The organism is Pseudoxanthomonas sp. PXM02 (assembly GCF_014851805.1).
GTDB lineage: Bacteria > Pseudomonadota > Gammaproteobacteria > Xanthomonadales > Xanthomonadaceae > Pseudoxanthomonas_A.
On the sequence record NZ_JACVAK010000002.1, the window covers coordinates 899,503 to 918,887 of the forward strand.

12 protein-coding genes are annotated in these 19,385 nt (G+C 68.6%); 6 read left to right on the forward strand and 6 right to left on the reverse strand.

Annotation, left to right across the window (positions count from 1 at the left end):
• Nucleotides 1-117 precede the first annotated feature (117 nt).
• From IB225_RS12905 to IB225_RS12915, 3 genes are read left to right on the forward strand one after another with little or no spacing between them, the layout of a single operon-like run.
• Nucleotides 118-987 carry an alpha/beta hydrolase gene (locus IB225_RS12905; protein WP_192311617.1) on the forward strand — a complete coding sequence of 290 codons (870 nt, stop codon included), beginning with the start codon at nt 118-120 and terminating at the stop codon, nt 985-987.
• Entirely contained in the window at nt 980-1,759 is a 780-nt protein-coding gene (locus IB225_RS12910; RefSeq protein ID WP_192311618.1) for a hypothetical protein, read from the forward strand. The genes IB225_RS12905 and IB225_RS12910 overlap by 8 nt, the downstream gene beginning before the upstream one ends.
• Nucleotides 1,741-3,534, forward strand: a complete 1,794-nt coding sequence (locus tag IB225_RS12915; protein ID WP_192311619.1) for a hypothetical protein — start codon at nt 1,741-1,743, stop codon at nt 3,532-3,534. The genes IB225_RS12910 and IB225_RS12915 overlap by 19 nt, the downstream gene beginning before the upstream one ends.
• Nucleotides 3,535-3,620: 86 nt before the next feature.
• Here the strand turns inward: IB225_RS12915 and IB225_RS12920 are convergent, their stop codons facing one another.
• A complete protein-coding gene (locus tag IB225_RS12920; protein WP_192311620.1) occupies nt 3,621-5,324 on the reverse strand; it encodes a hypothetical protein in 1,704 nt (567 codons plus the stop codon).
• A gap of 358 nt (nt 5,325-5,682) precedes the next feature.
• On the opposite strand from IB225_RS12920, the gene IB225_RS12925 reads away from it, so the two are divergent.
• The 3 genes from IB225_RS12925 to IB225_RS12935 all read left to right on the forward strand — a co-directional run bounded on the left by IB225_RS12925 (nt 5,683) and on the right by IB225_RS12935 (nt 12,039).
• On the forward strand, nt 5,683-9,639 hold the full coding sequence (locus IB225_RS12925; protein ID WP_192311621.1) for a non-ribosomal peptide synthetase: 3,957 nt from the start codon (nt 5,683-5,685) through the stop codon (nt 9,637-9,639).
• 92 nt (nt 9,640-9,731) lie between these two features.
• Nucleotides 9,732-11,222 (forward strand): oligosaccharide flippase family protein, encoded by a 1,491-nt coding sequence (locus tag IB225_RS12930; protein ID WP_192311622.1) that lies wholly within the window; start codon nt 9,732-9,734, stop codon nt 11,220-11,222.
• Between the two features lie 46 nt (nt 11,223-11,268).
• Complete coding sequence (locus IB225_RS12935) at nt 11,269-12,039, forward strand: ElyC/SanA/YdcF family protein (protein WP_192311623.1); 771 nt, start codon at nt 11,269-11,271, stop codon at nt 12,037-12,039.
• A 1-nt stretch (nt 12,040) separates the two neighbouring features.
• Here the strand turns inward: IB225_RS12935 and IB225_RS12940 are convergent, their stop codons facing one another.
• The 5 genes from IB225_RS12940 to IB225_RS12960 are packed head-to-tail and all read right to left on the reverse strand — an operon-like array spanning nt 12,041 to nt 19,382.
• Nucleotides 12,041-13,396, reverse strand: a complete 1,356-nt coding sequence (locus IB225_RS12940; RefSeq protein ID WP_192311624.1) for an O-antigen ligase family protein — start codon at nt 13,394-13,396, stop codon at nt 12,041-12,043.
• A gap of 3 nt (nt 13,397-13,399) precedes the next feature.
• Nucleotides 13,400-15,280 carry an asparagine synthase (glutamine-hydrolyzing) gene (gene asnB / locus IB225_RS12945; protein WP_192311625.1) on the reverse strand — a complete coding sequence of 627 codons (1,881 nt, stop codon included), beginning with the start codon at nt 15,278-15,280 and terminating at the stop codon, nt 13,400-13,402.
• A 1-nt stretch (nt 15,281) separates the two neighbouring features.
• A complete protein-coding gene (locus IB225_RS12950) occupies nt 15,282-16,457 on the reverse strand; it encodes a glycosyltransferase family 4 protein (protein WP_192311626.1) in 1,176 nt (391 codons plus the stop codon).
• Nucleotides 16,447-18,237 (reverse strand): asparagine synthase C-terminal domain-containing protein, encoded by a 1,791-nt coding sequence (locus IB225_RS12955; protein ID WP_192311627.1) that lies wholly within the window; start codon nt 18,235-18,237, stop codon nt 16,447-16,449. The genes IB225_RS12950 and IB225_RS12955 overlap by 11 nt, the downstream gene beginning before the upstream one ends.
• Entirely contained in the window at nt 18,234-19,382 is a 1,149-nt protein-coding gene (locus IB225_RS12960; RefSeq protein ID WP_192311628.1) for a glycosyltransferase, read from the reverse strand. Before IB225_RS12960 ends, IB225_RS12955 begins: the two co-directional genes overlap by 4 nt.
• Nucleotides 19,383-19,385: the final 3 nt, after the last annotated feature.

Below are 19,385 nucleotides of genomic sequence, written 5' to 3' on the forward strand. Positions count from 1 at the left end.
CGGGAGAACTGCGTGCTAGGCTTGCTTCCAGGGGATCACGCGGCCCGGCCTGTGGCGGGTGCGGCGGATATTGATGCGGGGATGACGGATGGACGGCAAGGCGGACGTGCTGGCAGCGTGGCCACGCTCGACGGGCGGGCATGGACGGCGCATGGCGATCCTGCCGCGCACGGTGCCAGGAAGGTCGTGCACATGGTGAAGGACGTACAGATGGTGCCGGCGTTCTTCGGTCCGCAGGAGCGCCGCCTGTTCGGGGTTCGCCACCTGCCCGCCGAGGGCGTGCGCGCGGCGCTGCTGATGTGTCCTCCGTTGCTGCACGAACAGATGCGCAGCTACCGCTTCTTCTCGCAGGTTGCCTCGCAACTGGCGGGTGCGGGCATCGCCTGCCTGCGTTTCGATTACTACGGCACGGGCGATTCGGAAGGCGATGACGGCCAGTTCCGGCCCGAAGCGACGACGCAGGATCTGACGCTGGCCGCCGCAGAGCTGCAGCGCATCGCGCCCGACGTGCCCCTGATCGTCATGGGCGCACGCGCCTCGGCGCTGTTCGCGTGGCGCGACGCCGCAGCACTTGGTGCCTCGGCGCTGTGGCTGTGGCAGCCGGTGGTCGATGGGGAGCGCTACGTTCAGACGCTGGTGGCACGCGACAACGATGAGCGCGCGTCGAACCATCGTTATCCATTGTTGAAGGGCAAGGCACCGGCAATGCCGGATGACCTGATGGGCTTCCGCCTGTCACCGGGCGCACGCGAAGCGTTGGCGTCGCTGACGCTCGAAGGACCGGGTCCGGGCCTGCCGCTGTCGGTGGTGGATACGGCGGACGGCGAGGGCCGTGCAATCACAGCCGATGCGCACCTCACCCTGCCGGCCACGTTGTCGGCATGGACGAACGAGATCGACCTGGACGGCCTGATCCCGTTGCGTGATGCACGCGATGCACTCGAAGGACTGCTTGCGCGCCTGGCGAAGGGAGGTGCCCGTGGATGAGGTGATCGCGCTGGATGGCGGGCGTGCCTTCGGTCTGCTGACGCGCGCACAGGGCACGCCGAAAGGACGCGCCGTCGTGCTGTTCAACGCCGGCCTCATCCACCGGATGGGACCGCTTCGCCTGCACGTGCATCTGGCGAGGCGTCTCGCGGCGCAGGGACTGGATGTCGTCCGCTTCGACATGCCGCGCATCGGTGATGCACCGGCGGGCACCCACGCCGACGCGGAATCCGTCGTCCGCGAAGTGCTGGACACGGTCCAGGCGATGACGGGCGCGCGCGGCTTCATCGTCGGTGGCATCTGCAGCGCTGCCGACCAGGGCTGGCGCACCGCGCTCGCCGACACGCGCGTGGACGGTGTGCTGCTGCTCGATGGCATGGCGGTCCAGGGCACATGGTTCCGCGCAGGCCAGCTCAAACTGATGCTCGCGCGTTCGCCGCTGCGGTGGCCGGGCATGCTGCTGCGCCTGCTCCGTCCGAAGCCCGACGATGCGCCGGGCATCAACGATTTCCGCGACTGGTCGACACACGGACAGTTCCTTGAACAGGCGGGCCAGCTGCTCGGCCGCGGCGTGAAGATCCTCGCGTTCTACACCGGCGGCGTGTCGTACTACCTGTTGCACCCGCGGCAGATCGACGCGACGTTCGGCCGGCATCGTCGCGATCGACGGCTCGAGGTGGAGTTCTGGCCGCAGATCGACCACATCCTGTTCTCGGCGAGTGATCGCGCGCGCGTGATCGATCGCATCAGCACATGGGCGGTGGCCTCGTGACGGCGCAGGTCCGCACACCGCTGTACCCGAACGTGCGCCCGACGCCGTTGCGAGTCGTGCTGGTCGGCCCGGCACGCGTGCCTCGCTGGCTGGCCTGTGCGTTCGAACTGGCGCGCGGCCGCGAGGACATCGACCTGATTGCCGTGTCGGCCGATCTGCGCGCGGAGCCCTCGCGGCGCCGCCTGCCGTTCGCCCTGTTTCCATTCTTCTGGCTTGAGCGCACGTTGCTGCGCCTGTTCCTGCGGCTGCGCGGGCGGCCGCTGGAAGGGCCGCTGACGAAAACGGAGTTGCCGGCAGACCTGCGCGCTGCGCCGGCCGATGGGCGCGCGGCGAGCGAAAGCCGTGAGGCCATCTGCGCACGCGTGTCCGCGCTGCAGCCGGACCTGGTGCTCTGCATCGGCCCCCATGACTGGGCGACCGCGCTGGCCGCGCTCGCGCCGCATGGCTGTTGGGTGCTGGATGGCGACCTCGTCGATCCGGTGCGCGCGGGCGCCGCGCTGTTGTCGCCGATCCTGGAAGAAGAGGACGCCACGCCGTTCACGCTGGAACTGCGCAAGGACGACGATCCGAAGCCCACGCTACTGGCCGGAAGTTGGGGTGCGACGCGCGCGGTGTCCTTCAGCCAGCATCGCGACATGGCGTTCCTGAAGTTGCCGGCGCTGCTGCTGCGTGCGATCCGTCGCTTGCCGGAAGCCGGAACGTCGTCCGTGGCGCGCCTGCAGGTGGGGCCGGATCCCATCCGCTGGAACATGGCGATGTGCGTCCATGCAGCCTGGATCGCGCTGCGGCTGTTGCTGCAGTCCGGCGCGCGACGCCGTGCGACCCATCAGCCGTGGTACGTGCTGCTGCCGGCGGCGGAAACGCCGCTGGATCCGGCGACGCCGCGCGTGGACGCGTGGCGTGCGCTGGTGGCGCCGGGCAGGAACTACTGGGCGGATCCGTTCCTGGTTGAAGAGGGCGGCCGCTGCCTGCTGTTCGTCGAGGAGTTCGTCGATGCCCGCAACCAGGGCGTGATCGCGTGCCTGCAACTGCAGGACGACGGTACGGCGATCAACCTGGGCACGATCGTGGACGAGCCATTCCATCTCTCCTATCCCCAGGTCTTCCGCTGGAACGATGTCTGGTACATGACCGTGGAGTCCTACGAGGCGGACCGCGTCAGCCTCTACCGTGCGACCGATTTCCCGCGCGACTGGACGCGCGTGGCCGATCTGCTGGACGGCTGCGCCTGCGTGGATCCGACGCTCCATCACCACGACGGGCGGTGGTACCTGTTCGGCAACGTGTCCGAGAGCGGTGGCAATCCGTCCGACGAGCTGTTCCTGTTCGTGGCCGATGCGCTGGAAGGGCCCTATCGCCCGCATCCGGCCAATCCGCTGCTGGCGGATGTACGCAGTGCGCGTCCCGCGGGCCAACTGTTCGAACGCGACGGCCGGCTCTACCGGCCCGCGCAATGCTGCGCGCCCATCTATGGCGCTGCCGTGGTGTTCAACGAGGTCGTCGAACTGACCCCGGAGCAGTATCGCGAGCGGCAGGTCGCGCGCCTGGATCCGACATGGACGCCGGGGCAGGACGGTTGCCACACCTTCAATGCGGCCGGACGATGGCAGGTGCTGGACGCGCATGGCGTGCCGCCACCGCCGGCGCAGCGGATACGCGTGGAGGATGATCCGGACGCGCGTCCGCCTCGTATGCCGGCCGGCATGCAACGCGTGATGCAGCAGTCCCGCCTGGGTCTGCTATGGGGCGCATCGCTGTGGCCGTGGTACCTGTAAGCACCCTCTGAAAACAGAAAGGCCGGAGAACCACGCGGTTCCCCGGCCTTGATGTCATCGTGCTGCGGCATGCCGCCGCTGACGACTTACTTCTTGGTGTCGAGCTCCCACTCCTGGTCGATCCAGTAGACCAGGGGCAGCGAAAGCAGCGCGGTGGTGAGCTTCGGGCTGGTGGCCCGGAGCGCCGCCACGGCGCGGCGCGTATTCGACTGGATGCTCTGCGCCGTCCGCGAGGCGACGCTGGTGCCGGTAGGCGTGGTCACCGCGGAACCCGTAGTGCCCGTGCTAACGACCGGGCTGCTGCCCACCGCGATCGGCTGGCTGCCCGAGGACGTGGTGCCCGGGTTCACCAGCGGCGGCAGCGTACCGCCGGTCACGCGGCCGCCGCTCGTCGGGGGCGGCGTGGTCGTGGTGCCGCCCGGCAGGGCCGAAGACGGGATGTGGATGATGTAGGTGTCGATGTTGTTGGCATCGGCCACGGCCCAGTTGCTGTTGAAGGCGATGCGGGTGAAGTCGCGGCTCACCGTGGCGTGCGGCTCGGACCAGTAACCACCGGCGGACTCCGCACGGCGGGTGTAGGCCAGGGCGTAGACGCGCGGGCTGGCCTTCAGTTCCACCGCGTAGATCTTGTTGGTGAACCACGGACGGCTGCCATCGCGGGACGCGGCGCTGGCGTAGGTGCTCCACACCATCCAGCCCGGCTTCTTGAAGCCCTTGCCGGAGAAGTGCATCGCCGTGGTGGCGCCGTTGGCGTAGCTGGGGAACAGCACGGTACGCGGGCACACCGGCGCGCTGGTGGCGCTGGCGGCGACGGCCGGGCAGGCATCGACGTCGGTGAAGAACACGTCGCCCGCCGAGCTCTGGTAATCGACCGAGACGTAGTAGTCCTGGTTGGCGGGACCGAACGCCATGTCGGAGTGCTCGCTCTTCGCGTGCAGCTTCTTCTTCTGGGTGAAGTCACGCGACCACGCCCAGGTGCCGGTGCTGTCGGACGAGGTGATGTACCAGCGGCCCGAGGCGGACATGCTGGAGTGGTCGGGACGGCTGCTGTCCTGGCGGCTGCCGACCAGACGGTTTTCCTGCATGTCCCACACGATGTAGCCCAGCAGGCCGAAGTTGCTGTTCTCGACCTGGAAGCCCCAGTAGCGGGCATCGGCCGACGGCGAGCCTTCCGACTTGGTCCAGATGTGCGCGGCCGAGGACGCCCACGAAGGCAGCTTGCCGTTGAAGTCGGCGGCCACGGTGTGCGTGTTGGTGCGCACGTCGAGCGACAGCACGCGCATGCCACCGTTGGTGGGCAGGTAGTACAGCAGGTTGGGGTTGGTGGGGTGCCACTGCGGCTCGGCGTCGCCGGCCATGTGGTACGCCGACGACACGTTGGCATTGGCGACCTTCGGCGACAGCGCGCGCAGGTGCTTCAGCGTGTTCGCGTCATAGAGGTGCCACCAACCATCGTTGGAGTAGACGATGAAGTAGGTGTTGTCCGCGTTGAACGCCTGGCGGCGCGAATAGTCGTTGCGGGCAAAGGTGCTGGGCGGCTCGGCGGCATGGTCGGTGGCGCGGACCAGGCAGGTGTTGAAGTTCGGTTCCTTCAGCACGACGCCCTTGGCAGGCTTGGCCAGGGTCGGCATGGTCGGGTTGACCTTGCCCTCGGGCAGGGTGAAGCCGGCGGTGTAGAAGGAGTTGCAGACGCCCAGCGACTGGGCGTGGGCAGCGGATGCCATCAGTCCCAGCGGGACCAGGACCAGGCCCAGCAGGGAACGGGGGGAGAAAATTCGGGATGCAGTCATCTAGAACGGCTCCTGTCGGCCGTTGTATATCGAGAATAACGAGGACCCCCTGTCCGGTTCCCAGTCTATACGACGTTATGCCCGTGGCTGCCGATTGGTTCACGGATTCACCAATCGCGGCGGGCTGGATTCAAACGGGATTCACGCTTTCGCGAAGTCGCCGGCTTGCATACAGCGGAAAAACAGGGTCGTGAAGGGGGTCTTCACGCCTGCGGCAGGGACGATGCCGTCGATGCAGTGTCATGGAGTATGTCGTCAGCAGCGAGGGGATGCCCGGCCAAACCGGGTCGTACGTCTCACAATCTGCCTATACTCCGAGTGAGCGGATGGAAAGGCCATCAGGGGGCCGTTCTTGGGGATGGATGTGCAAGCGGATGCGCTTGCGCGGGACGTGGCGGGAGCGTTGCCGGACGGCATCCGCTTCCCGTTGACGGATGCGCAGGCCGAAAAGTGGCTGGGCAGTCGCTACAGCGATGACGCCACGCTGGCGTTCGGCGAGGCCTTCGAGTTGCTGCTCGATGGATCGCTGGATGTCGCGCGGTTCGAGCAGGCTGTCGCGTCGGTGGTGGCGCGCCACCAGGCGCTGGCCGTGGCGTTTTCCGACGACGGCACCGCGCAGATCCATCATCCGGCGTCGGCCGTCCGCCTGCAGCATGAGGATCTGTCCTCCCGCACCGATCCGCTCGAGGCCTACCACCAAGCGTGCGCCCGCTGGCGTGCGACGCCATTCGATACCGCCACCGCGCCGCTGGTGCGGGGCGTGCTGTACCGGTTCGGACCCGATCACCATCGCTTGTTCATGGCGGCGCACCATCTGGTCATGGACGGGTGGTCGATGCGGGTCGTGCTGAAAGACCTGATGGACCACTACAACGCGACCACGCCGGACGCGATCGCGCGGATTCCTGCCGCCGATTCATGGCGCGAGTTCGTGCTGGCAGAGCGTGCGCGTCGCGATGGGCCGGAGGGTGATCGCAGTCTGGCTTACTGGCGTGACCGCTTCGCGACACTGCCGGAGCCACTGCGCCTGCCGACTGACCGGCCGCGTGCCGGTCGGATCAGCTTCGAGGCCGCCAGCTTCACCATCGACATGCCGGCGGGCCGCTGGCAGCAGTTGCGCGATCGCGCGCGGCAGACGAAGACGACCCGCTTCGTCCTGCTGCTGACCGCCTATTTCGCGCTGCTGCATCGCCTGAGCGGGCAGACCGATCTGGTCTGCGGCATTCCGTTCGCCGGCGCCGCGCGCGGCAGCGGTGCGCGCGTGGTCGGCGATACCGACAACACCCTGCCGTTGCGCGTCGAGGTGGATCCGCAGGCTCCGCTCACCGCACTGGCCACGCAGGTGCAGGCGCGCCTCGACGAAGCGGCGGACCACCAGGACATCTCGCTGGGCCGCATCGTCGATGCGCTGCAGGTGCCGCGGCATGCGGGACGCATGCTGTTGCTGGAGTCGGTCCTGACCCTGGTGCCGTCGCTCGAGCGACTGCGCATGGACGGCGTGCGCTGCGAATTGAACCTGTTGCCCCGCACGGCGGCAGCATGGGAACTGGGGCTCTACTGGCACCAGGTGACGTCCGGGCTGGTGCTGGAGGTGCAGTACCAGACCGCGCTCTACGACGAGGACACGATCCGGGACTGGGCAGGTCTCTACCTCCGGCTGCTGGAGGCACTGGCCGACGGCAGCGAGCTCCCTGTTCGCGATCTGGACCTTGGCGCGTCGCAGTCAGACGCGGCCTTCTCGCTTGCGTGCGAGGACACGCCCCGCGATGGCGATGCATCGTCGCTCGTGGCGCTGCTGGAACGCGCCTTCGCCACGCACGGCCCACGCACTGCGGCGGCCTGCGGCGCGCATACCATCGATTACGCCACGCTGGACCAGCGCAGCCGCCAGGCCGCGGCTGGACTGCGTGGGCGCGGCGTGGGGCAGGGCGATCTGGTCGGCATCGCGCTGCCGCGGTCGCTGGACATGCTGGTGGCCGTCATCGCCGTGCTGCGCGCCGGCGCGGCCTATGTGCCGCTCGACCTGGCGTTTCCGCCGCAACGCCTGCTGCACATGGCGACGCATGCGCGCCTGCCGACCATCCTGACGGCCGACGGCGTTGCGTTGCCCGCCGGGTTGGGCGACGGCAGGGCATTGCTGACGCTGCCGGAGCTGGAGGCGGTGGACGCCCACGCGACGTTGCCCGACGTCCATCCGGACGACCTGGCCTATGTGCTGTACACGTCGGGCTCGACGGGCGAGCCGAAGGGCGTGCGCATCCTGCATCGCAACCTGGTCAATTTCCTGTGTTCGATGCGCGAGGCGCCTGGCTGCGCACGCGATGACGTGCTCTGCTCCGCCACCACGCTGTCCTTCGACATCGCGGCGCTGGAGCTGTATCTGCCGTTGATCTGCGGGGCGCAGGTGGTCATCGCGGACGACGGCGAGCATCGTGATCCCGAAGCGCTGTGCCGCCTGATCGAACGCCACCGCTGCACCATGTTCCAGACCACGCCGTCGTTGATGGCGCTGTTGCAGGAAGTCGGCCGCACGCAGGTGCTGGCGCCGTTGCGCCTGCTGGTCGGCGGTGAAGCATTGCCTTTGCCGCTGGCGCGGACGCTGCACGGGCAGTGCCGCGAACTTTGGAACATGTACGGCCCCACCGAGACCACCGTGTGGTCCAGCCTCCATCGCATCGATGGCGGCGAGAACGCGGTGCCGCTGGGCCAGCCGATCGCACGCACGCGCTTCTACCTGCTCGACGACCGGCAGCGGCCGGCCTTGCCGCATGCGCTCGGGGAAATCTGGATCGGGGGTGCGGGCGTGGCCGATGGCTACCTGCACCGTCCCGACCTGAGCGGCGAGCGGTTCGTGCCGGATCCCTTCGCGGCAGACGGATCGCGCATGTACCGCACCGGCGACCTCGGCCGCCTGCATGCGGGTCAACTGCATTTCAACGGGCGCGCGGACGAGCAGATCAAGCTGCGCGGCTACCGCATCGAACCCGGCGACATCGAAGCTGCCGCGGCCGGCGATCCCGGCGTGGCGGAATGCGTGGCGGTCGTGCGCGCACTCGAGGGTGGCGATGCGGTGCTGGTGCTGTACGTCGGCAGCGCGACGCCGCCTGCCGTGCTGGCGCAGCGGCTGCGCGAACGCCTGGCGGAGGCGCTGCCCGCCTACATGCGGCCCCAGTACATCGAGGTGGTCCAGCGCCTGCCCAAGACGCCGAACGGCAAGATCGACCGGCGTGCATTGCCGCCGCCCACCCTGGATGCGCCAACCGACGCGCACCGTCGTACGCCTCCGCGTACCGCGATGGAGCGCGACCTGCGCGAGCTGTGGATCCGCCTGCTGCAGCGGCAGGACATCGGGATCGACGACGATTTCTTCGCACTGGGGGGCTACTCGCTGCTCGCGGTGCGCATGTTCAACGAATTGCATCGGCGCCATGGCGTCGACCTGCCGCTGGCCACGCTGATCGCGAATCCCACGATCGCGGCGCTGGCGCAGGCGATCGACGCGGCGGCCGGCGGCAAGGCCCCGGCGACGACGGCCTCCTGGCAACCGCTGGTGCGGTTGCGCCAAGGCGACGGTCTGGCGCCGCTGTTCCTGATGCATGCGGTGGGAGGCAACGTCCTCAACTATCTGCCGCTGCTGGAGTCGCTGGACGCCGGCCAGCCCGTGTTCGGATTGCAGGCGGCAGGGCTGGATGGCGTGTCCGTGCCGTCGGACAGCATCGACGCCATGGCCGACGTGTACGCCGACGTGATCCGCGATGCTCACCCGCATGGCCCGGTACTGCTCGCCGGTGGATCGATGGGCGGCATCCTGGCGCTGGAAACGGCGCGCCGGTTGCGCGAAGAGAGGCGCGACGTCGCGCTGCTGGCGATGTTCGACACGTTCGGCCCCGAACGGCTGCGGCAGCGTCGGAAGCTGCGCTGGTCCCTGTCGCTGGCCGCGCTGGTGCAGGTGCCGTGGCGCGAACTGGCGCGGCGGCTGCGCGTGCGGCTGTGGGACGTGCCGATCGCGATGCGGCGCGGCAAGAAGGATCCTGACGCCGCGCTGCCGCAGCAGGTCCGGCTGCAGCAGGTGGAGCGCGCCAACCATCGCGCGCTTGCCGCCTATCACCCGCAACGCTACCGCGGCGATGTCGAACTGTTCCGCACACCGGTCCGTAGCAAGGGCGAGGACGCGACGCTGGGATGGCGGGACTGGATCGACGGACGCATCAACCTCCACGCGCTGGCCGGCAACCATCACGACTTCATCGACCAGCCGGCGCTGGCGCAGCGCTTCGCCGAGAGCGTCGCCGCGGCGCAGGCGGCACGGCGATGACCTGCCGGCGTGCCGTTTCGCGTTGAACTGACGATGCCCGCCTTCGTTTTCGCCATGCCTGACGCCGTTTCCCGGGCCGGAATGCCCACTCCATGAGCCGCGACGACGGCAAGGGCGTCTCCCGCAAGCGCGGGGTGGGCGCGCACTACCTGCGTTACTCATCGGCCAGCGTCCTGGTGATGCTGGCCGGGCTGGTGTCGTTCCCGCTGCTGACACGGCTGCTGGACAACACCCAGTACGGCATCCTGGGTTACTACGAAACGTGGTTGATGATCGGCGTCGCGGTGGCGAAGCTCGGTGCGCAGCACGCCATCCTGCGGTTCTATCCCTACCAGGACGAAGCCAACGCGCTGCCCGGCTTCGCCACCAACATGTTCCTGTTGCCGCTGCTGGTGTCGTGCGGCATCTGGGCGGTCGGCATCACGATATTCGCCTGCGTGGACTGGTTCGGCGGCGCCTCGTTCTCGCCGGTGCTGTGGATGGCGGTGATGACGGTGCCGCTGCAGGTCTTCGTTAGCCTGGTGCAGATGGTGCTGCGCGCGGGCGAGCACTCCGGCACGCTGATGGTCACGCGGGTGGCGTGGCGCTGGCTGGAACTGGTGCTGATGGTGGGCGCGGTGGCCTGGCTGGAGCGGTCCGCGGTGGCCGCCTATGGCGGCAAAATGCTCGCGGCCGGCATCGTCGTGGCTTTCTATGTGTACTGGGTGCGCCGCAACCTGACCTTCTCGCGCCAGCTCGACTGGTCGCAGATGCGCAAGACGCTGAGCTACGGCATGCCGCTGGTGGTGAACGAGATCGCCACCGTGCTGCTCATCTCGATCGGCCGTCTGATGCTGAAGGGCATGACCGGCGACTTCGCCGCGGTCGGCATCTTCACCATCGGCTATTCGCTGGCGCTGCAGGTCAGCATGCTGATGAGCACGGCCCTGTCCGAGTCCTTCATTCCCGTCGCGAATCGCAGCTGGGAAACCGGTGGCGCGGACGCGGTGCGCGCGCTGAAGGCCAAGGTCCTGTTCCCGATGACTTACGCGGCGATAGGCGTGGCGGTGGCGATCGGCTGTGTCGGCAGCGAAGCGGTGCAGGCGATCAGCGGTGCCGACAAGACCGCATCCGGCCCGGTGTTCGCCTGGATGGGCGCGCTGTACGCGCTGTATCCGTTGCTGGAGATCGGCGGCTACGGTCTGCTGCTGCACAAGCGTTCGCGTACCGTGCTGTACATGACGCTCGCGGCCACGGTGCTGAACACCGCGCTGAATTTCTGGTTGATCCCGGACCATGGCTACATGGGCGCGACCTGGGCGGCCGTGGGCAGTTTCGCGATGCTCGGCGTGGGCATCTACGTGCTGTGTCCGCGCGACCTGCGCTATCGGCCGGACCTGCGCGCGTGGAGCGTGGCGGGCGGAGCGGGGCTGGCGTTCGTGCTGGCCGTGGAAGGCAGCGACCTGTTCGGCCTGGTCTCGCCGTGGGCGCGCCTGTTCACCGCCGGCGGTTTGTGGGTGCTGTTGTACGTCGTGCCGGTGCTGGCGCTGGATGCCCGCCTGCGCGATCTTGTACGCCATTGGCGGACGCGGAGCGCGGCATGATCGAGGCAGTACGGGGAGCCTGTCCCTGATGTGGTGGCTATCCCCCTTGTCCTGGTTGTTGCTGGCGCTCGCGGCGCTGGTCGTATCGATGTGGTGGGGCCCGCGCCTGCGTCTCTGGCGCGCCGGCTGCGTGGGCGTGATCGTGCTGTCGATCGTGGCGATGACGCCGCTGGTCGCCAACCTGCTGGTGCGTTCGCTGGAGGGACGGGAGAAGCCGTCCGCCGCCTGCCGCGCGCAATCGCCGACGGTGGCCGTGGTGCTGGCCGGGGGTGTGGACCGCAAGGCGCACGACGTGGAGAACTACAGCGTGCTGACCCAGGCCAGCCGCCGCCGTGCCGAGGCCGCGGCGCGCTGGTGGCGCGAGGCGCCGGGCAGGCAGCTGGTGCTTTCGGGTGGCAGCGGGTGGTCGTCGAGCCCGCCTGAGGCGCTGCTGATGTCGGCCTACCTGCGTGCGATGGGCGTGCCGGATGCGGCCATGCGGCTGGAGACGCACTCGCGCACGACGTGGGAGAACGCACGCCAGCTTGCCGCCATGAAGCCGGCACTGCCGCGCGACGTGGTGCTCGTCACCTCCGCGCTGCACATGCCCAGGGCCTATTTTTCGCTGCAGCACGCAGGGTTCCGCGCGTGCCCGTTGCCGACGGACGAGCGCTACGTGGCCTATCAGCACGCGGGCTTTCTGGTCCCCGACAGTGGTGGCCTGGCCAAGACCGAGGCCGCGCTGCACGAATGGGTGGGTCTGCTGGCATACCGCCTGTACGACCGCGACGCGACGTTGCCGGCCGAGGACGGCACGTTCCCCGACGCCGGCAAGTGATTCAGTCCTTGTCCTTGCCGTAGCGGCGGGGCGCCATGCGCGCCGCCAGCGGGAACCGGTCACCGATGCCCTGCATCGCGGGTGCCGGGGCGCCGGCGGCAGCGCCGGGCACGAGCGCCGCACCCGGTGCGGGCGCCCGGCGCTTCAGTGCGAAGTAGTGCTCCATCAATCCGCACAGCGCCCAGAAGTTGGCCATCACGGCGCCTTCGAAGAACGGGCTGCCGTAGACGTTACCGAGTCCCGTCGAAACGGCGAGCAGGATGAAGCCCAACGACAGCGCCTTGCCCTCCGCATCGCTGGCGGGCACCGAGCGGGTGAAGCGCACACCCATCCACAGCACGCGCCACAGCAGGAACAGCAGGGCCAGCAGTCCCAGGGGGCCGCATTCGGCCAGCATCAGGAAGTAGATGCTGTGCGCGTCGTAGCCGGCATAGCGCGGCACGTAAGTGCCGATGTGCTGCTTGAAGCGGTTGAGGCCCACGCCGATGGGATGCTCGGTCCACATCTGCGTGGCGCCGCCCCAGATCTCGAAGCGGCTGGCGGTACTGACGTCGAGCTGTTCTTCGCCGACGGAGTCCTGTTGCTCGGTTTCGGCCACACGCTGGGTCACGCTCTCCGGCAGCAGGCCGATCGCCGGCACCATCAGCGCGGCGATGATGACCGCCAGCACCACGTTGCGGCGGACCAGCAGCAGCGCGAAGGCGACCAGCGCGATCAGGTAGGACTGGCGCGAGTAGGTCGCCATGATGGCGATCACCATGATCCCGCAGCCGCCGATCGCCGCCAGCCGCCAGAACTTCTGCTTGCGGAAGAACAGCGCCATCGCGATGAACATCGGCAGGAACATCGCGTAGAACACGCCCGCGCGATTGGCGGTCGAGTAGTCGGTACCGAACGGACCCGAGGCGCGCCGTGATTCGTTGTAGTTGCCGAAGCCGTAGTCCAGGCCTTCGCGGATCGCCTCCAGGCCGGCGACGGCGGCCACGATCATCACGAAGATGATGAGCTGCCGCGTGCCCTTCGCATCCTGTCCGCAGCGCCGGTACACGAAGTACAGCAGCGGATAGAAGATCAGGTTCTTGAGGTAGGTGAAGTCCTCCATGAAGTTGCGCGGCATGGTGGCCTGCGCGATCAGGAAGGCGATGGTCAGGGCGGCGAACAGCAGCAGCAGCGCAGGCGTCAGGTAGCCGCGCGGTTCCAGCGGTGCATAGCGCTTGCCGCCCATCAGCAGTGCGCCGAGCACGATGATGAAGATGATGTTGGCGAGGTTCAGGCCCGGGATGCCGGTCTCCACCGACAGGTGGAGCATGTTCGGCATGAACAGCAGGGGCACCGCCAGCAGCAGCCGCATCCACATGGCTCAGGCTCCGGCGGCGGCGTCGCCGTCCAGGAAGCGCTGTGCCCACAGTTCCAGGCAGAGCGATTGCCACAGCGCTTCGCTGCGGTCGATGTTACGTTCCACGTGGTCGTGCAACAGTGCCTGCGCGGCGGCAGGTTGCAGCAGGCCGCGTTCGCGGAACGCGCGGCTGCCGAACGTGTCGGCGGCCAGGGTGCGCAACGGGCCGCGGAACCAGTCCGCCAGCGGAATCGCGAAACCCTGCTTGGGCTTGGTGATCGCACGTGGCGGCAGCCACTTGCCCGCCACTTCGCGCAGCAGGTGCTTGCCACGACCGTCGCGGACACGGAGGTGCACGGGCAGCGACAGCGCGAACTGCACCAGGTCCGGCTGCAGGAACGGCGAGCGCCCTTCCAGCGATGCGGCCATCGCCATCCGGTCGAGCTTCACCAGGATGTCGTCGGGCAGGTAGCTCTGCAGGTCGATGGCGACGGCGCGATCCAGCGTTTCGTCGCCGGCGCCGAGGTCGCTGCCGGGCTGTTCGAGCGCCGGCAGGCGGAAATGGTCCTTGCCGCCGGCTTGCGGGCGCAGGCGTTGCGCGATGTCGGGCCGCATGACGGCCACGCCACTCAGGTAGCGTTCGTCGAACGGCAGGCGGAGACGTTCACCCACGCGCGCCATGCGTTCGCCGTAGGGATTGGGTGCCAGCGCGCCAGCCAACGACAGTCCTGCCGCGACCGGTCCACGCATCGCGCCCAGGCTCTCAAGCTTCATCAGCTTGAGATAGCGGTCGTAGCCACCGAACATCTCGTCGCCACCGTCGCCGGTGAGCACCATCTTCACGTGCTCGCGGGCCAGCTGCGACACCAGGAAAGTCGGTACCGCGGAGGAGTCGGCGAACGGCTCGTCGAAATGCCAGACCAGGGTCTGCAGCAGGTCGACGGCATCCGGTTCGACCACCAGTTCGTGGTGTTCGGTGCCCAGGTGTTTCGCGACGCGGCGCGCGTCGTCGAGTTCGTTGTAGGCCGCTTCCTTGAAGCCGATGGTGAAGGTCTTCACCGGCTGGCCCAGGTGACGCGCCATCAGCGCGACGACGGTGCTGGAATCCAGGCCGCCGCTGAGGAAGGCGCCGAACGGAACATCGGAGACCAGCCGGCTCGCGACCGCGCGGTCGAGCAGCTCTTCCAGCTGCTGCGAGGCTTCGGCTTCGTCGAGCGTGATCTTCGGCGACAGGCTGGGCTGCCAGTAGCGCTGCAGGCTGACCTGGCCGTCGCGATAGCGCAGGAAGTGCGCGGGCGGCAGCTTGTGGACACCGGAAAACACGCTGTGCGGGCAGGGCACGTAGCCGTACGTCAGGTACGCACGCAGCGCATCGTTGTTGAGGTCGCGCGGGCAGTCGGGCGATTGCAGCAGCGACTTCAGTTCCGACCCGAACAGCACGCGGCGATCGTCGTGCGCGTAGTAGAGCGGCTTCTCGCCCAGGCGGTCGCGGGCGAGCACCAGCTCCTGCGTGCGGCGGTCCCAGATGGCGACACCGAACATACCGTCCAGCTTGGCGAAAATGCCGACGCCATCGCGCAGGTAGCCCTGCAGGATCACCTCGGTGTCGCTCTGGCTGGCGAAGCCATGGCCGTCGCGTTCCAGGCCTTCGCGCAGTTCGCGGTAGTTGTAGATCTCGCCGTTGAAGACGATGCAGACCTGACGATCGGCGCCGTACATGGGCTGGTGGCCGCCGCCGACATCGATGATCGACAGGCGGCGCATGCCCAGCAGGGCGCGCTCGTCGTGGTGCAGCCCTTCGTCGTCGGGGCCGCGATGATGGATGACGGTGTTCATGCGCCGGCCCAGCGCCGGGTCGGGCGCGGGCTGGCCGGGAGCGACCACGAGGCCTGCGATGCCGCACATGTCAGGCGTTCCCGTTGGGCGCGGGGGCACCGTGGGCGACGTGGCGCTCGCCGCGATACAGCTGCACCAGGCGGTTGAGCACCTGGTCCAGTCCCGCGGTGTTGCGCACGGTCGCGCGCGCGGCCTCGCCCATGGCGCTGCGTGCGGTGCCGTCCAGCGCGGCGGCCTGGTCGAGGCAGGCCGACAGGCCGGCGCGATCGCCGGGTTCGAACAGCCAGCCGTTCTCGCCCGGGCGCACGAAGTCCTCGTTGCCGCTGATGCGGCTGGCGATCATCGGCAGGCCCGAGGCCATCGATTCCAGCAGGGTGTTGGACAGGCCTTCGATGCGCGAGGTCAGCACGCCGATGTTGCCTTCGGCCAGCGGCCGCTCGATGTCGTCGCGATGACCGGCGAAGTCGACGCGGCCCTCAAGGCCGAGCGCGCTGACGCGCTCCTTCAGCGTCGATTCCAGCCGGCCCGTGCCGACCAGCAGCAGGCTGGCCTGGGGATGGCTGTGGGCGATATCCGAAAAGGCGTCCAGCAGTACGTTCAATCCCTTCTCCGCTTCCAGGCGACCGATGAACACGAAACGCGCGGGCAGGGCGGCATCGCGCTGGATGTCGGCGAACCGGCGGGTGTCCACCGCATTGGGCAGGGCGATGATGCGTTCGGGCGGAATGCCACGCGCTTCCAGCGTGCGCGCGATGCGCCGGCTGATGGCCTGCCAGCTTTCGGTGCGGCGCAGGGCATGCTGGGCCAGTGTGTCGACCAGCCCGGTGCGCGGGGCCAGCGTGCCCTTCTCGAGCTCCCACCAGCCGGACACCTTGGTCAGCACGCGCTTGTCCAGCCACTGTCCCATCACGGCGCAGATCGCGGCCATGCGGTGGGCGATGTGGACATGCCAGGCGTCGTAGCGATGGCGGCGGGCGTAGAGGAACGCGATCGTGCGCAGCCACAGCAACGGACTGGCCAGCAGCGGCAGGCGCGGGAACGACAGGCGGCAGACGACCGCACCGTCCACGCGTTCGACCTTCGCCGGCGATGCCCACGGCAACCGCGGCACGAGGATGGTCACGCGATGACCGCGCGCGCGCAGGCCGCGCGACAGCGTACGCACCTGCGCTTCCGCGCCACCGCCCTTGTGCGCCGGATACGCGGCTTCCATCACCATCAGCACGCGCAGCGCCTCAGCGGCCATCCATGTACCTCCGCATCCACAACTCCAGTACCAGCAGTTGCCAGAGCGCGTTGGAGTGGTCCCAGCCGCCGGCCATGTGCAGGTTGACCAGGCGTTCGATGAAGGCCGGGTTGACCCAGCCGCGCTCGCGCGTGCGCTCATCCAGCAGCACGTCGCGGACGCGCGCCTGCAGGGCGGGGTCTTCCTTCATCCAGATGGCGATCGGCAGGCCGAAGCCCTGCTTGCGCTTGCGCAGGATCTCGGTCGGCAGGATGTCGGCGACGGCCTGCTTGAACAGGTAGCGCTTCTTCAGGCCGCGCACCTTGTAGTGCGCCGCCAGGCGGCCGCAGTAGTCGACCAGAGCCGGGTCCAGGTACGGGAAGCGCACCGACACGCCATGGTGGCGGCAGGCGCGATGGACCTTGACCAGATCGTTCTGCGCGATGGCCATCAGCAGGTCCAGGCGCATGATCTGGTGCAGCGGTTCGGTGCGCGGACCGGTCGCATACACGCCGCGCATGAAATCCAGCGACGCGTCCTGCGGCACCTGTGCGCGGAACGTGGGCGTCAGCAGGTCGCCATAGAAATCCGAGGCGAAGGAATCGTCCGTGTAGAACCGGTCCGGATTCGGCAGCGAGCCGCGACGGGTGAAGTTCTGAACGCGGTTGAGCACGTGCACGTGTCCGCCGCCGACGGTGTCGCCGATGGCGCGCGCGGCGGCTTTCAGCGGCGACGGAAGCCGGTAGAACGCCTCCATCACCTTGTCCTTCGCGTAGCGCTGGTTGCCGCCGAAGATTTCGTCGCCGCCGTCGCCGCCCAGCATGGTGGCGAAGCCCTGGCTCTGGCCGAGTTCCGCGCAGGCCAGCGTCGGCACCGCCGAGGCATTGCCGAACGGCTGGTCGTAGGCGTCGATCACCGAATCCAGCAGGCCGAGCGCGCGGTGGCGGTCGACCTTGGCCAGGTGCGGCTGCGCACCGCAGGCCTCGCTGGCCAGGCGCGCGAAATCCAGTTCGTCGTAACCGGCTTCGGGGAAGCCGATGGAGCAGCTGTGCACCTGCGAGCCGCCCTGGCGCGCCAGGATGCTGACGATGCTGCTGCTGTCGGTGCCGCCGCTGAGGAAGCAGCCCCAGTCGCCGTCGGTGTGCGGACGGAAGTCCTGCACGGTCGCGATCATGCGGTCGCGCAGATCGTGCGCGAGCTGTGTGTCGCTACCCTGCAGGTCGGCCGGGTATTCCGGCAGGTAGTAGCGCTCGCTGCGTTCGGCCGCATGGTCGAGCGTCAGCACCGATCCCGGCTCGACGCGGCGGATGTCGCGGTGGATCGTCAGCGGCGCCGGGATGCAGGTGAAGTTGAGGTAGTGATAGACCGCGGTCAGGTCCACGTCGTTGCCGATGCCGGGGGCATCCAGCAGCAGGCGGAGATCGGTGGCCACGGCGAAGTGGCCGTCGCGGCGGTACCAGAACAGCGGCAACGAACCGAAGTGATCAATGAACGCGCTGACGCCAGCCTGTCCGGGCTGCCAGCTGGCGAACGCGAAGCGGCCACGCCAGTGGCGCTGCGGGGCGGTCGACGCACTGTCGCCGGCGGCGTCGTCCAGCTGGCCGGTCACCAGGTCGGCGATCGCCAGCCAGTGACGGCCGTTCGCGTGGCGTCCGTGGCGGACGCCCGCACTGACCGCGGCGTGCAACGTGCCATCGCCCAGCGCCAGCGTCTGCAGACCCGCCTTGCCGGCCAGCCACGCCTCGGCCTGCGGTCCGCTCGCCAGGATGAAGTCTTCGCACAGGGAACCGGCAGAGCTCATGCGTCGTCCCGGGTGGAGCCGAGGGTGGACAGCGGCACATCGCCGGCGCGCGGGGCGCGCGCATCCAGGCAACGCTCGTAGACGCGGGTCGTCGAGCGCACGAGCTGCTCCACCGAATAGCGTTGGCGGGCGACCTGTGCGGCCTGCTGCGACAGGCGCAGGCGCAGCGCCTTGTCGCTGCCCATCGTCTGCAGGCAACGCGCGAGCGCGTCGGCGTCGTCGCTGGGGAAGAGCAGGCCGGTGACGCCATCCTCGACCAGCTCGGGATTGCCGCCCACATCGGACGCGACCACCGGGCATCCGGCCGCCATGGCTTCCATGAGAACGTTCGACATGCCTTCGTAGGAGGAGGGGAGGACCAGGAAATCGGCGGATTGCATCAGTGCGGCAGTGTCCTTGCGTTCGCCTAGGAAACGTACATCGGCGTCCAGACCGGCCGCCTCGCGCATCGCATCGATGTCGCCACGCAGCGGACCGTTGCCGGCCAATGCCACCCATGGTCGTTGGTCCGTGGGGATCCGGGCAAGCGCGCGCATCAGGCAGGCCAGGTTCTTTTCCTTCACCAGGCGACCGACGAACAGCGCAAACGGGCGTTCCGCCGGCACGCCGATGGCCTGGCGCAGGAGGTCGCGCTGGCCGGGCGGCAGGGCGTCCGGCGGGATCAGTCCGTTCGGCACGACGTCGATGTTGGTCACCGGCACGCCCGCGCGTTTCGCCGCGGCGACCGCGCCGGCCCGCGCGTTGGCGATCACCGCCGCGGAGCGCGACAGGATGAAGCGCTTGATGCGCCAGAAGCGCTCGGACTCGTCCAGGTACAGGCCGCGGATCGACGCCACCAGCGGCGACCGACGGCGTGCCAGCCAGCCCGCCACGATCGTCCACAGTTCGGCGGTGAGCGAGAACGCATGCACCAGGTCGTAACGCTCGCGCCGCAGCAGCGCCGCGTAGGCCAGCACGAAGCGCAGGTCCAGCCGGCCGCGCTTGGGGACGTGGTGGACCACGATGCCCTGCGCGCGCAGATCGCGCACCAGGAACGATTCCTTGCGGAAGAACACCAGTTCCGGCTGCCACTGCCGCCGGTCCAGGCCGCCGAGCAGGTAGGTGATCTGGCGCTGGCTGCCGCCCACTTCCATTTCGTCGCTCACGAC

Coding starts and splice junctions, on each gene's coding strand:
- IB225_RS12915 (WP_192311619.1), top strand. CDS start 1,741: ATGGGCGGTGGCCTCGTGACGGCGCAGGTCCGCACACCGCTGTACCCG.
- IB225_RS12920 (WP_192311620.1), bottom strand. CDS start 5,324: ATGACTGCATCCCGAATTTTCTCCCCCCGTTCCCTGCTGGGCCTGGTC.
- IB225_RS12940 (WP_192311624.1), bottom strand. CDS start 13,396: ATGTGGATGCGGCTGCTGCTGGCGGTGCCCCTGCTGTTCATGCCGAAC.
- asnB (WP_192311625.1), bottom strand. CDS start 15,280: ATGTGCGGCATCGCAGGCCTCGTGGTCGCTCCCGGCCAGCCCGCGCCC.
- IB225_RS12955 (WP_192311627.1), bottom strand. CDS start 18,237: ATGAGCTCTGCCGGTTCCCTGTGCGAAGACTTCATCCTGGCGAGCGGA.
- IB225_RS12930 (WP_192311622.1), top strand. CDS start 9,732: ATGAGCCGCGACGACGGCAAGGGCGTCTCCCGCAAGCGCGGGGTGGGC.
- IB225_RS12950 (WP_192311626.1), bottom strand. CDS start 16,457: ATGGCCGCTGAGGCGCTGCGCGTGCTGATGGTGATGGAAGCCGCGTAT.
- IB225_RS12925 (WP_192311621.1), top strand. CDS start 5,683: ATGGATGTGCAAGCGGATGCGCTTGCGCGGGACGTGGCGGGAGCGTTG.